The 13905-nt window shown below is 57.8% G+C and carries 12 protein-coding genes; 8 read left to right on the top strand and 4 right to left on the bottom strand.

Annotated features, from left to right (window positions below):
• Positions 1-93: 93 nt before the first annotated feature.
• From BXY39_RS17040 to BXY39_RS17020, 5 genes are read left to right on the top strand one after another with little or no spacing between them, the layout of a single operon-like run.
• Positions 94-2001, top strand: coding sequence for a DEAD/DEAH box helicase family protein (locus BXY39_RS17040; RefSeq protein ID WP_121940094.1), 1908 nt, complete (start codon positions 94-96; stop codon positions 1999-2001).
• The gene (locus BXY39_RS17035) at positions 1991-2203 is read left to right on the top strand and encodes a CxC ATPase DNA modification system associated small protein (RefSeq protein ID WP_121940093.1); all 213 of its coding nucleotides are present in this window, start codon (positions 1991-1993) and stop codon (positions 2201-2203) included. The genes BXY39_RS17040 and BXY39_RS17035 overlap by 11 nt, the downstream gene beginning before the upstream one ends.
• On the top strand, positions 2203-4182 hold the full coding sequence (locus tag BXY39_RS17030) for an ATP-binding protein (RefSeq protein ID WP_121940092.1): 1980 nt from the start codon (positions 2203-2205) through the stop codon (positions 4180-4182). The genes BXY39_RS17035 and BXY39_RS17030 overlap by 1 nt, the downstream gene beginning before the upstream one ends.
• Positions 4182-4670 carry a hypothetical protein gene (locus BXY39_RS17025; RefSeq protein ID WP_121940091.1) on the top strand — a complete coding sequence of 163 codons (489 nt, stop codon included), beginning with the start codon at positions 4182-4184 and terminating at the stop codon, positions 4668-4670. The genes BXY39_RS17030 and BXY39_RS17025 overlap by 1 nt, the downstream gene beginning before the upstream one ends.
• The gene (locus BXY39_RS17020; protein ID WP_121940090.1) at positions 4667-6505 is read left to right on the top strand and encodes a DUF262 domain-containing protein; all 1839 of its coding nucleotides are present in this window, start codon (positions 4667-4669) and stop codon (positions 6503-6505) included. Before BXY39_RS17025 ends, BXY39_RS17020 begins: the two co-directional genes overlap by 4 nt.
• A 129-nt stretch (positions 6506-6634) precedes the next feature.
• Here BXY39_RS17020 and BXY39_RS17015 read toward each other — a convergent pair whose 3' ends face one another.
• The 4 genes from BXY39_RS17015 to BXY39_RS19410 form a co-directional block, all read right to left on the bottom strand.
• Entirely contained in the window at positions 6635-7234 is a 600-nt protein-coding gene (locus BXY39_RS17015) for an RES family NAD+ phosphorylase (protein WP_170163927.1), read from the bottom strand.
• Entirely contained in the window at positions 7231-7785 is a 555-nt protein-coding gene (locus BXY39_RS17010; protein WP_121940088.1) for an excisionase family DNA-binding protein, read from the bottom strand. The genes BXY39_RS17015 and BXY39_RS17010 overlap by 4 nt, the downstream gene beginning before the upstream one ends.
• Before the next feature lie 120 nt (positions 7786-7905).
• Positions 7906-9264 carry a tyrosine-type recombinase/integrase gene (locus BXY39_RS17005; RefSeq protein ID WP_121940087.1) on the bottom strand — a complete coding sequence of 453 codons (1359 nt, stop codon included), beginning with the start codon at positions 9262-9264 and terminating at the stop codon, positions 7906-7908.
• Positions 9194-9691 (bottom strand): hypothetical protein, encoded by a 498-nt coding sequence (locus tag BXY39_RS19410; protein ID WP_170163926.1) that lies wholly within the window; start codon positions 9689-9691, stop codon positions 9194-9196. The genes BXY39_RS17005 and BXY39_RS19410 overlap by 71 nt, the downstream gene beginning before the upstream one ends.
• Before the next feature lie 403 nt (positions 9692-10094).
• On the opposite strand from BXY39_RS19410, the gene BXY39_RS17000 reads away from it, so the two are divergent.
• From BXY39_RS17000 to BXY39_RS16990, 3 genes are read left to right on the top strand one after another with little or no spacing between them, the layout of a single operon-like run.
• Entirely contained in the window at positions 10095-11483 is a 1389-nt protein-coding gene (locus BXY39_RS17000) for an MFS transporter (RefSeq protein WP_170163925.1), read from the top strand.
• Between the two features lie 36 nt (positions 11484-11519).
• Positions 11520-12443: an alpha/beta hydrolase family protein gene (locus BXY39_RS16995; protein WP_170163924.1), complete on the top strand. Its 924-nt coding sequence runs from the start codon at positions 11520-11522 to the stop codon at positions 12441-12443.
• Between the two features lie 8 nt (positions 12444-12451).
• Positions 12452-13885 carry an FAD-dependent oxidoreductase gene (locus BXY39_RS16990; protein ID WP_121940084.1) on the top strand — a complete coding sequence of 478 codons (1434 nt, stop codon included), beginning with the start codon at positions 12452-12454 and terminating at the stop codon, positions 13883-13885.
• The last annotated feature ends 20 nt before the right edge of the window (positions 13886-13905 follow it).

Genomic DNA, 13905 nt, shown 5'->3' with positions numbered 1-13905 from the left:
GTCCGACACGACAAGCAACGTTGCGCAAGGTGGTATGACGATTGGGATCTCATGAGTCGGGGCAACCGACCTAAACGGGGGTATTCATCACCTATGAGTTTGCGCGAGATTGAATATCAGGAGGATTACCGGTCCGGCTATAATAGTATAGTTGATGACTTTTTCCGTCCTTCTCTTGCAAGCTCTCAGGCCTATTGGCGCGCCGTCGGTTATTTTTCCAGCAGTGCATTGGAATCGTTCGGCGCACCTTTGGGCGAATTCATCAAGAACGGCGGCCATATTCGGCTAGTCACATCAGTCGAACTCTCGCACAGCGATCTGGAAGCGATCCAGAATGGTGCGCCGAAACAGGATATCTGCGCGCAACGCCTCGAGCGGATCATTGAGACCGATTTCGCTGACGGCCTCGGAGGCGGAACAGCACGCCTTGTCAGACTGCTAGAACTCGGACGGCTGGAAATACAAATAGCGGTGCCAAAGACCGGCACCGGTATCTACCATGAGAAGATCGGTGTTTTCTTCGACGGCGAAGACTATGTGGCCTTCACTGGCTCCTCAAACGAGAGCCGTAATGCGTTTGAGAATAACCGGGAATGCGTAGACGTTTATCCCTCCTGGTCAAGCGCCGCGCGCGCGGCACGAAAGAAGGCCCATTTCGAGGAACTTTGGGAGCGGAACGACCAGGGCGTAGACGTGTACAGCTTCCCGGACGCGGCACGCCAGCAACTCATCAGGGTTTGCGGTGAGTGGGAAGCCGCATATCGGCAACGCAAGCAGGACGAAAAAGCCAAGCCCAATAAGTGGCGTCACCAGGACGATGCACTCGAAGAATTTCTTGCGGCCGAACGCGGCGTGCTCAACATGGCCACTGGCACAGGCAAGACGCGCACGTCTCTCAAGATTTTACGCAGCCTGTACGAACGCGACAGCATTGACACTGTGATCGTCAGCACCGACGGCAATGATTTGTTAGATCAATGGTATGCGGAACTGCTTGGTGTGCGAAAAGATATCGGCGCAAAAGTTTTCCGGCACTACAAGTCCTCGCGTGAAGTTGAGGACTTTTTGCTTGCGCCGAAAAACGCCATCCTCCTCGTATCACGCCAGCCCCTGGCGTCAGCATTGCGGCAACTGCCGGCGCTGATCGGGCAGCGAACCCTTTTGATCCATGATGAGGTTCACGGGCTTGGCAGCCCGGCCAACCGGAACCGGCTTAACGGCTTGTCCGATAACGTCCGCTACCGGCTTGGTTTGAGTGCAACGCCTGAGCGTGAATACGACGATGACGGAAACGCATTTCTCCTAGAGCATGTCGGGCCGGAGCTTATGCGGTTCGAACTGGACGATGCGATCCGCCGCGAAATTCTCGCTCCTTTTGACTACTTCCCGCTTTCTTACGACCTGACGGCCGAAGACCGCCAGCGGGTGCGCGATGTTTACAAGCGCCAGGCCGCGCGAGCGGCCGCAGGCAATCCGATGAGCGATGAGGAAGTCTGGATAGAGATCGCGCGCGTCTACAAGACTTCCAGAGCCAAGCTGCCGATGTTCGATACGTTCATACGTGAAAACCAGCACCTGCTTGAGCGGTGTATCGTATTTGTCGAAACCCAGGAATATGGCGATGAAGTCCTGGAAATAATTCACAAGTACCGCTCAGACTTTCATACTTATTTCTCCGGAGAGGAGTCGGAGACGCTGAAACGGTTTGCACGCGGCGAGCTTGAGTGTTTGATCACTTGCCACCGCGTGTCCGAGGGGATCGACATCCGGTCCCTCAATTCGGTGATCCTCTTCTCATCGGCCCGCGCCCGGCTCGAAACCATCCAGAGAATGGGCCGCTGTTTGCGGACGGACCCTGACAATCCGGAGAAAACCGCCAGCATCGTTGATTTCATCCGGCACTCGGATGAGGACGGCGAACAAAATGCAGATGAAGAACGCGCGGAGTGGCTGACAAACCTCTCAAAAGTGCGCGCGGGGGAAACACCAAGTGACGATTGATGCACGGATCACGCAGGCCATCAACGAGGCCGTTAAGGAAGCGGGACAGCCCGATACGCTGGCGCGCCGCCTGATCGCATGGTTCGAGGCCGTAACCTCGGGTAACGAAGACATCAACGATCAGGCGACGGCCGCGCGGCACCTTGAAGTGCTTTTCGAGGGAACGGTCGTCGAGAATGCCGACGGGGAGGATGCGGACTGATGGCGACCGTCATGCGCATTCTCGGTTGGAAGGCACAGGGTCTCAGATGTCCTGACCACGAGATCAGTTGTATCGATCCGCATGGCCAGCCTTTCCCCGTTTCGCTCATTCAAATGCCCAACGGCACTGGGAAGACCACGACATTGGCGTTGCTGCGGGCGGCCTTGTCCGGCGCTGCTGCCGATCCCGGCTGGGACAGACAGACGATATCGGAATACCGGAAGAAAAACGGCTCCTCGTCGGAAGGGTATTTCGAAGTCCGGCTGCTGCTGAATGACCGGCGCGCAACTATCCTCATGGAGTTCGACTTTGAAAATGGCCGCGTCTCCTACAAGACGACACACGGACCGGGGCGGCGCGAAGGCTTTAATCCGCCCTCCGATTTCCGGCGCTTCATGAACGAGAACTTCGTCAACTTTTACGTCTTTGACGGCGAGTTGGCGCAGCACCTGCTCGACAGGGAATACACAGACGCGCAGGTCGTCGTTGAAAACCTGTTCCAGATGAATGCCTTTGATGCGATGGCCCGGAAGGTCGGCGAATACTGGGACAGCAAAACGCAGAACGTCAGCGCCACTGAAGAGCGAGGACTTGCTCGGCGTCAGAACCGCCTCGCCAGTCTCAGAAGCCATCTCGCTAAATGCAAACGCGAACAGCAGGGTTTGCAGGAAAAGCGCACGGACCTGACGGCACAGCTCCAGAAGAAGGAGGATGCCTATCAGCAGGAGATCAAGAAGGAGGATGCGCGCTTTCAGGCTTTGAACAACGCCGAGACGAAGGTTGAGCGCTTAAAGGGCAAGGTCCGCGAAGAGGCGCTGGATGTTCTTGACCGGATGCGTGATCCGCACGCCCTTTCATCTTCTTTTGCGACCTCCATGCTGGCGCTCAAGGACGGGCTCGACAAGGTGAAGCTACCGGAGAGCGCGGCACGAGAGTTCTTCGAAGACCTGGCCGATGCCAAAGAATGCGTTTGCGGCCGGCCGATCGATGCGGAAATCTCTGCAACGATCCGCACACGCGCGGCCCGTTATCTGGGCACGGAGGATGTCGCCCTCCTGAACTCGATGAAGACCGCGATCAAGGATGCGGTCGGCGATCCGGCGGATGAAGCCGAGAAAGACCTGAATACGAAGATGGCAAGCCTGGGTACGGCTGTAGAAGAAGAGCGCGATGCACGAAACGACCGCGACTCCTTGCGGCTGGAAGCCGAACAAGCCGATCCGGCCGTCAAGAGCGCGCGTGATGATATCGAGAGTTTGCGCAACCAGATCGAGGGTGTCGATGCCGAGCTGGAGAAGTTCGACAGCAAGGATCAAACCCAGAATGACGAACGGACATACGGGATCGAAATTCTCGAAAGGCGGATCGATGATGCCGAGCGAAAGCTCGCGGAAATAACCCACACGCTGACGGAGAAGACCAAACGCGACACGCTCACGGCCATCATCAACAGCGCGCACAATAAAGCGCGCACAGGCATCACCACGGAGCTATGCGAGCAGGCCAACGCGCGCATTTCCGAATTGATGCCCCATAACAGCATCTCAATAGAGCGCATCGAACAGAATTTGATCCTTGAAGGCCAGGAAGGCGGGAGCGTCGGCGAAACCCTGTCGATCGCCTATGCCTTTCTTGCGACTCTCTTCCACCGCTCGGACCATCAGCTTCCTTTCGTCGTTGACAGTCCGGCCGGCCCAATCGATCTCGCTGTCCGTCCGAAGATCGGGGAGCTAATCCCGAACCTGACGGGGCAGTTCATCGCCTTCACGATTTCCTCTGAACGCGCCCGCTTCATCACGCCTCTGAAGCGGGCAAGCCGCACCGAAATCCAGTTCATCACGCTGTTCCGGAAGGGCTCGCAGGAGTTGGAGCGCGAGGCTCACGATAAGGGCACGGTGCTGGAGACGGGCGACGGCCTGAATGTTACGGGCGAAGACTTCTTCAATGCGTTTCAGCTCGAAGAAGAGGAGGCCGCCTGATGCAACCTTTCAGACTACGTTTGGATGCGCGTCAGTGGTTCAAGGACCTCCGAGACCAGAGGGTGTTCAAGACGGATTTCGATGCGTTCTACTTCTGCTTCATCGCGGGCGTAACGGTGAAGCGCAAGGAAGCCGTACCGCTTGATGAGACGGCTGAACTCGTTGCTTATTTCCCGGACCGCTACAGCGGGCGCGGGAAGTTGCTTGTCGGGCTGTTCCTGAAATCCGAGCTGGAGGTCCTTGGTGTATCGATGGATGAGCGCCCCGAAGTTCACTCGGCCATTGCTCATCTGGTGTCGCCCGATGCGCCCAACTTTCTGAGCGATGAAGGTGTGCGCGAATTCAACAAGTACGCTCATGGCGGATATGAACAGCTCATTGAATGGTTTGAGGACCGCCCCCGGTCTCTGGAGACGTTTCTGCGTGCCTATAAGCGCAGGGTGGATGCGGCAATAAGCGGGGCAACGAGCGGACTGGCACATTCATGACGATCGAAACAGCGCATCAATCAATCACCGTCCTCTTCGAACAGAACCAGACTTTCGAAGTACCGAAGTACCAGCGCGAGTATGCGTGGGATGCGGATGCTATTGAGGACTTCGTGGAAGACCTTGGCAAATGCCTGGAGGCCAGGCTTCAGAACGGAAAGAGAAACCATTTTTTCGGCGGGATTGTCAGCGCCCGATTGAATGTTCCCGGCTCAAGCCGACCAAGCTATGAGGTGATAGACGGACAGCAGCGGATTTCGTCCTTGGTCATGCTTGCGGCTGCAGTCGTGTTTGCGATGAAGGCGATATCGGCCAATATCGAGGTCGAGGAGGAACCCTCCGAAGAGGACGGAAAAGCACTTGATTACCTGAAGCAGACCATAGCGAAGATCGAGTCTTTATTCTTGACTCACCGTTATGCAGTTGGCCTCGAATATAAAGTTGTTCCGAAGCTTACTCTGTCAAAGGCGGACAACGTGTTCTTCCAAGCCATTCTGGCGGGAAATAATCCGCCAACTGAACGCCCCTCACATGATCGGATCAAGTATGCCTGGCAGCGGCTTAACTCATTCCTGGCGTCTGCACTAGGGGCCGAAGAAACGGCCTCGAGCAAGGCAACCAAGCTTCAGCACCTGATTGACCACGTGCTGGCCGAGGACTGCACTGTTATCTTCATGTGGTCTGACAACCGTTCCGAGGCTTACCGGATCTTTCAAGTACTCAATGACCGGGGCGTAAGTCTGACAAATGGAGACCTTCTGAGAGCAAGGACTCTCGAGCTGCTTGATCACAAGGCCGTTGAGACGACGCAGAACGAGCTTGCCGAGCGTTGGGACAGCACGCTGGCCTATCCTCCGTCGTCGATTGATGACTACTTGCTTTGGTATTTCGGGTCCTACCAGGGCGTCAGGCCGAGGCAATCTGATGTGACTGACAGCTTTATGGAAGTGCGTTTTGCTGAAGCATCGCTCGACAAACCGATAACGCAGTCCCAGGCCACCAAAATACTGGCCGAGGTAAAACGCCTCGACGATGACTTCGCGCTTCTGAACCAGCTCAATAGCGGCGAGTGGCCCTACGCCGATCAAACCGGTGTCAAGCAGTGGGATGTGGAGCGCCTAAACCTGCTTGTTAGCCATCTCAAGCACACAAATGCCATGCCGCTGCTCATGGCTCTACGGTTGCTTGAACCAAAGCGGTTCGCGGAGGCAGTGGCATCTTTGGAACGGTTCGTTTTCCGCTACAAGACTATCGGGAGCGCTCACATTAGTCCGGCAACGAAGCTATATCATGAGCAAGCGTTGCTCGTAAGGAACGACCCCAGCACCTACAAAGTCGGCGTACTGCGGACGGCCTTAGGAGAGCTGATTGAGAAGTATGCTTCCGGTAACCGTTTCTCCGCCGCGATTAGTGAACTCACGTATTCTCCTCGCGGAGGCAACGGCCATATCCGCTATCTGCTCACCGCGCTCGAGGATTATGCGAAGTGGTATGAAAGCGGAGCGAACGGCGTACCGAAATGCAAGGATAAGACCCGCGTATTCGACTTTTCCAACACGACCCTTGAACATGTCTATCCGCGTTCGGCCAAAGGTGCAGAGAAGATTGAGGATCTGGAGAAGGTCAAGCACGCACTCGGCAATCTGACGATTTTCGGACCCAACGACAATGATGCGGCTGCCAACAAATCCTTCGCGGATAAACGAACTATCCTTCAAGCCTCCAATCTGAAATTGAATCGCGATATCGGTGCTCATGCGGATTGGACAGCCGAGAGGATTAAGCAGCGCACGCAAAGCCTGGTCGATATGGCATTGAAGGTCTTCGTGCCCTAGAGAGCCACAAAAGGTTTGAGCCGATTTCGCCATGCAGGATTTTTGGGGCAAGCCATTTTGTTCTGCTGCGGGCAGGCTTCGCTTGGCGCGATCAATCAAGCTGTTGCTGTGGTTTGAGCGAATAGCGGATCAACTGCGGACAATCAGTCTTATGTCGTGGCGTCTAAGCACGTCAGGCAATTCATCGTGTTCTTCCAGTCTCTCAGATTTCCGCGAAGTTAGCTTTGGGGCCGCTCGATCGAAGATTGCGAAGACATCCTCACCAGTGAGCCGTGACGAGAACACTATTCCATCAACGTATTTGTGATTGTCGTGAATGTCACGTCCAAGGGCACGCCCAGCGGCGTGGTTGCGGGCGTTGACTGCATCGGTCGGTGCGCCGAGGCGCGTGCAGCCATCCTTGCGGAGATCAACGAGCGAGAGCTTGGTGCGCGGCTTCGGCGAGATGAGCGCGGTGGACCGGAGCGTCACTTCCTTGAGCGCGATCTCGCGAACCTTCGTCCTTGTGAAGCGGTCGCGTACCACCACCTCGATGAACGCCGTTGCGAAATCGGGCGAGGCATAAAGGATCTTAAATCCCGAGTTGGCCGTGCAGAATCGGGAATCTGCGGGCGCCGTTCCGAGCGGCGTCTTGGCATGCCGTGTCGGAAATATCCGATAGCTGGGTGGAAGCTTGATCTGCGTCAGGAGCGCTTCCACCCGATCTTCGGGGTAGGAAGTCTTGGTCACGTAGTGGCTGTGCCGTAGGACGCGGCGGAACCGAGCACTTCTTCCACACGACCGTCCTTCAGCATATCGATCGGACGAGCGGTCCGATCGGCGAACGGGCCTTCGACGCTCAGGAATTCCCAAGCGAGCTCGGGATCCCCGATGATGTCGATCACTCCGTCGATCCCTTCAACGACGCGGCCTTCGCCAAGAATCTGTTCGGCCGGGATCGTCAGGCCCCGCTTGGTTCCCCGCCAAGCGAGGAGCGTGCCCTTCTCCGCCCAATCATAGACGGTGGTCCGTGAGACATTCAGCCGGGAGGCGGCTTCCGAAACGCCGATCAACTCGGTTCCGCGCGGCTTGACGACCACGAAGGGCTTGAGCGCGTCGGGCACGCCTTCGGTGTTCGCGGACTCGTCGAATTGGCTCGCCGCGGTCTCCAAGGCGACCTTGACGGCAAGCTCCGCCCGGTTGGGGTGCTGTTTGAGGAAGCGAGTGGCGGTCCGTGAGAGGCCGCTGAGGCCCTTGATCTGGAAGGCGCCATCCTGCTGCTTTGCTGCTGTTTCTGCCATATCGCTAACCCGTCTCTATGTGCCTTGCATCATATAGGCATAATGTTCAGTTTGTCCAGTATGTAGGGTGGCGGCGTAGGCGCCTTGCGTTGCTCGGCGGTCACGAAAAGGCGCCAGCGTCTATGCTGCTCGGCGCGAACTGACCTGGCCCTCACTCTCGCTCTCGCCCATCGCCTTTTGAAGGAACTGGGATAGGGCGGCTTTCCGGGAGGTCCGGTCGAAAGCGTAGGCGGTCTGCTTGAACTCGGCTCCGTCAAGGAGGCCTTGAATGTAGCCGGCAATCGTGTCCGCGGCCATGATCAAGACGGTGTCGAGCGTATGGATATACTTGCTGGTGATCGATCCCGTCGAATGGCCGACGAGGGCGGCAATCGTGCTCTCGGTGAAGCCGAGATCGTTTGCGAGGCTCGCGAAGCTGTGCCGCAGGACGTGGGCCGTGAAGTCGGGCAATTCGGAGCCGGAGAAAATCTTCGGCCACTGATTGGGAAAGCTGCCGAAAAACTCCGCGCCGCGTGTGCCGGGGAAGACGGCTTCTGTCGTCGCGGTTTCCTGAAGTTCTTCCAGCAACTCGATGACGGGCAATCCTATCGGACGGACGGACGCGCCCTCCTTGGAATCCGACAGCCGCAGACAGCTATTCTCGAAATCGACGTCGCTCCATTTGAGCGAGATGATTTCCCCGCGGCGGCATCCCGTAAGGGCCAGCAAGCGTGTGATGGCGATGGTCGCCGCAAGCTCGGGATCGTCGCTTGCCGCCTCAAGGGCTTTGCCGAAAATCCGATATTCCTCTTCGGTTAGCCGACGGTCGCGCACCTGATCCTTGGGCTTCCTTATTCCGTGCGCGACGTTGTGCTCGATGAGTCCCAGGCTGATCGCGTAGGTGAGCATGGAGCCCGTGAGGCCGACGCATTTGCTCGCCGTGCCGCGGCCGCCTCGCAGTATCGACTTGCCGCGCTTTTTCCCGGTCTTGCGAACGGCCTTCGTCTTCCCGGCGATGACATCATTCATCATCTTCGTGACATCGGCTTTGGTCAGTTCCTGGACGCGCCGCTTGCCGATCAGAGGAACGATATGACCGTGGATCTGGCCGATGTTGACCTCGATCGTCGAGGGTCGCTTCGGGCGTCCGCCTTTGCCGAGGATGAGACCGGCTTCCATCGCCTTGATGTACTGATCGGCCAGTTGTTTGACCGTCATGGCGTTGCGATTGAGCTGACGCTCCTCGGTGGGATTCTCTCCTTGTGCGACTTTTCCGAGTTGGACCCGCGCCTCCTTCCGGGCCGTTTCGGGTGTCCAGACCCCGTGCAACCCGATCGCGTAGCGCCGTGACCGGCCGGCGGATCGGTACTGGATGACGTAGCTGCGTTTGCCCGAGGCGAAGACGCGCAGTCCGAAGCCGGGCAGTTCGTCATCCCAGACGACGTAGTCTTTGTCGCGGATTTCGACCGCATCCACGAAGCGTTTGGTGAGCTTTGCCATCGGAAGGCAGACCTTTCCGGCCGGCCTCCGCGTAAGCCTCACGTAAGCACCACGTAAGCAGCCGGGCGGAAACTGCGGCCTGTTTCTGGATAGAAGCGTCGGCGCGCCGCCTTGAAAAAGCAATGCCAATCAGGGACTTATCGTGCTCCGGCGCGTTCTGTCGCGTTATTCGGAAAGGTGTTAGTAATTCCTCCGAAGGCAGAGGCCAGAGGTTCGAATCCTCTCGGGTGCGCCATTCCCGGTCAGAAAAGCGAACGTCATTCGGCGTGCAGTCCTTGGCCTGCATGGCGGCTGCAAGGGCGGCTTTCGAACCGGTGATGCTGATCTCGCTTGGGCTGACCTCAATCCTGTCGATCAGCAGTTTCAGATAGGCTTTGCGGAAAGCGGTAGGGCCTGATTTCAGAGTGTCACGGATAGCTTCCGCCATACGCTCAATCTGTTCATTGCTCAGCCGTTTCAGGGGCAGGGTTCAGGGGCAGGACCAGTTCCGCAGCACCACCCAGCCGCTTGCCAATCGCAATGTCACGCGCAGGGTCCGGTATCCGATGCCGGAGAATTCCGGGATGAAGGCAAAGCACCCTTGTCAAACCCGTCACAGTGCCGACACGCTTTGGTTTGCTTCAGATATTTGACGGCAGCACGGGCAACTTTGCCCTGGCCCGGATTTCCCTGGTCCGGTGTGCACCGTCAGCCATACACCGCATGCGCCGGTCGAGCGCCTGTTCACCTGTCGAAAAACGCAGGATTTCTCAACGCGACATCAAGAACCGTACCGTAATAATAGGATGGTGGGACAATCACCCAGCGTCCAGTGCATCGAGGGGGCACGTGTGAGCCAAGAGAAAGTTGAAAAGTTACCGGTCTCATTAAAGGCGGGCTGGGGTGTCGGCGCGCTCGGTGTCTCGGTTCTGATGAACGGTGTCGCGGGCGTCATCCTGTTTTATCTTGTCTCCATTGTGAAAATGGACCCGGCGGTCGCGGGCACCCTGATTTTTTCTTTTAAAATTCTCGATGTTATCACCGACCCTCTTATGGGGCGCATTTCGGACCGGACGGTGTCCGGCATGGGGCGCAGAAGACCGTACCTGTTGCTCGGATGCTTTGTATCAACCATTTCAATGCTGGTGCTGTTCAATGTGCCCGACTGGAACAGCGGCAATGCCGTGCTGGCCTATGTCTCCTTCGGGCTCCTGATTTACACGCTGGGCTACACGATTTTCAATGTGCCCTACATCACCATGCCGGCCGAGATGACGGACGGCTATCATGAACGGTCCTCCATTCATGGATACCGGGTCGTTTTCATTTCGCTTGGGTCCACTGTCGGCGGCGCGCTCGGCCCGATTTTGCTGCAAATGTACGGGCAGACGCGGGAAACATACTCGCTTATCGCGTCGCTCAAGGCGGTGATGATATTTGTAAGCATGCTGGCATGCTTCTATCTCACCAAAAAAGCCCGCAGCATCGTCCGCACCGAAGTGACGCCGAAGTTTTTGCAACAGGTTGCGCACATGCGCAAAAACCAGCACTTCCTGAAAATCCTGGCCGCCAAGCTGATCCAGCTGATCGGTATTTTCGCGACGCAGGCAGCGCTGTTCTTTTTCTTTCTGAATGCCCTGCAGGTGCCTGAGACCTACATTGTCGTCTACGGCATTTCGATGACGGTATCGTCCATCATATTCGCCCCGCTGCTCGTCCGCCTCTCCAAAAGGATCGGCAAGCCCAATGCGTACATCGTGTGCGGCGTCATCTATTCTCTGAATTGTTTAAGCTGGTATTTCTCCGGACCTGGCGAGAGTGTTTGGCTGATCGGACTGCGCGGCTTTATCACCGGTATCCCGTTCGCCGGCAACATCATGCTTGCCATGTCCATGCTGACGGACACGATTGAGTATGACGCGCGCAAAAACGGTGTCCGGCAGGAGGGTATTTTCACGGCAATGTACAGCTTTGTCGAAAAGTTTGCCGGTGCCTTCGGACCCCTGATTGTCGGGCTGTTGCTCTCTTTCGCGGGCTTTGACAAAAGCCTTGCGCCCAATGCCGGCCAATCGCCCGAGGTTGTCTCCGCGTTGTTGCTTGGCATGGCGGCCATTCCCGCGCTGACATCCTTCCTCAGTGTGTTGATCATAAGGACCTACACCCTTGACGAAGGGGCGATCGAGGCCGTCGCTCAGGGTGATGCCGGGCCGGCGAAACCGCTGGCCAGTCCGGCTGAATAATACATGCCTGCGGTGAGGCAACCGGACGCCGGTCTCATGAGGCTCACATGTGTGCTTCTCGTTGCTGTGTTTGCTTTTGCGCCGCGCGCCACAGCGTCCGACAGCCGATACCGGACCGTTTCTCTGTCCCTGGAAAGCGGCAGAACGGTCCTGTTGACGATTGGATCGCCAGCCGGTGCCCCGACAAGGCCAAAGGCGTCCATTGTCTTCTCTCACGGCGCGAATGCCGCACCGCTGAGATACAAGCGCCTGTTCGACCATTGGCTCGATGCCGGGTTCAGGATTATCGCACCGCTTCACCTGGATTCAGAAGAGTATCCGGGTGGCCCGTCCAAAGACCGGCCCCTGATTTTGCGCTCCAGACTGGAGGATTACGGCCAGTCCCTTGACTATGCCTTCGGCCCTGATGCGGAAAGCCCCGATCCTGAAACACGGGAACGGGGCAACGCAGCCACCCTCCCCGTTTATGCCGCGGGTCACAGCTATGGCGCTTACATTGCTCAGCTTGCCGGAGGCGCCACCATTGTCGTGGGCGACGCGAAACAGACCATAAAAACAACACGCGCCGTTGCCGGCGTTATCGCCATGTCCCCGCCCCCCGGTTATCCGGGCTTTTCGCCAAAAGGGTCCTGGTCATCCATGACGGCACCCATGCTGATACAGACCGGCACGGCTGACATTCTGCCCCCTTTTGTCGACAATTGGCGGCTGCGGCTTGACAGCCACGCGGAACGCCCGGCCGGCAAAAGCCATGCCGCCATCTTTTCCGGCGTTGATCATTATTTCGGCGGGGCGATCGGCCGTACCGGACCGGACCCGGCGCCAGCCATGCTGAACGCTCTTTCCGATTTTGTCGCGATCAGCACCGCCTTCATGAAATGGGGCGCCGCGGGCACCCCGGAAACGTTCGAACCGTCCGGGCACACACGCTTTACAGCGCTTGTACCGGTTCCCGAATGAGAGATTTCATGCGTGTAGAGGAACAACCCGCCAGCAGTTTTGACTATGCATTCCCGGTCGTTGTGGTCGGCGGCGGCGGATGCGGCCTGTCCGCCGCGCTGGCCGCGCGCGATCAGGGTACGGACGTCCTTGTCATCGAACAGGACAACCGGCTTCTCGGAACCACGTCCATGTCGACGGGGCTCATTCCTGCCGCGGGCACCAAAGAACAGACGGACGCCGGCATTGAAGACAGCCCTGAGCTGTTTGCCTCGGATATCCTGCGCAAAACCAACGGGGAAACCGATCCCGAAATCGCCGCGCATCTGGCCCGGGAATCGGCGGACACGGTGGCATGGTTGAGGGACAGGCACGATGTTGCCCTGTCCCTGTTGACCGACTTTCTGTATCCGGGTCATTCCGCCATGCGGATGTATGGCATGCCCAACCGATCCGGGGAAGAACTGATGGGGGCGTTGGAGTTGGCGGCCCAAAAAGCAGGCGTCGATTTTCTAACCGATGCCCGCGTGGAGACCCTTTTTCATGACGGACAGCGCATCACCGGAGTCGGCATCGAGCGGCCCGACGGCAGTACCGAACAGCTGGGCTGCCACGCGCTTGTCCTTGCCTGTTGCGGTTTTGCCGGCAACCGGCAGATGGTCGCGGACCTTATCCCCGAACTCAAACATGCGACATTTCACGGGCATCCCGGCAACAGGGGCCATGCCGTCAAATGGGCCGAAAAACTCGGTGTAAAACTGGCGGACATGCGGGCATACCAGGGCCACGGCGGTCTGGCCTACGGTCAGGGGGTGCCAATTCTGTGGCCCCTCATCATGGAAGGGGGCTATCAGGTAAACCGGCTGGGCCAGCGCTTCTCAAACGAAGCCGCGGGCTATAGCGAGCAGGCCGTGAAGGTTCTGGACCAGCCCGGGCATGTGGCCTGGATGATTTTTGACCGGAAGCGCTATGACCTGATGATGAAGTTTGACGATTTCCGTCAGGCCGTTTCATCGGGTGCCGTTGCACAGGCAGACAGTCTTGGCGCACTCGCCAACATACTGAACATCGACCCCTATGCATTGGGCAAGACAAACATGCATGTGGATCGGCTGCGCGGCAGCGATGACGCGGACAGCTTTGGCAGAAGGTTTTTCGGGACACTGCCGCTGGTGGCGCCTTATTACGGTGCAAAAGTCACCGGGGCCCTGTTCCACACCCAGGGCGGGATCGTGGTTGACCGGCACGCAAGGGCAATATCCCTGGATGGAACCGTGAAACCGAACCTTTATGCGGGCGGGGGGGCCGCACGCGGCATTTCCGGTTCCGGGGCAAGCGGTTATATGGCCGGAAACGGCCTTCTCACCGCCACGTCTTTTGGCAAGCTGGCCGGTCGCCATGCGGGAAGACACTTTGCCGTCCAGGCATGCAGTCCGGGTGAAAACAGCCATGAAAACATGTAAGGCCAGTGGCCGGCCAAAGC

This window comes from Eilatimonas milleporae, from assembly GCF_003688555.1.
GTDB lineage: Bacteria > Pseudomonadota > Alphaproteobacteria > Sphingomonadales > Kordiimonadaceae > Eilatimonas > Eilatimonas milleporae.
Note: the sequence above shows the minus strand (reverse complement) of the source record. Positions and strands in the feature narration are given on the sequence as shown.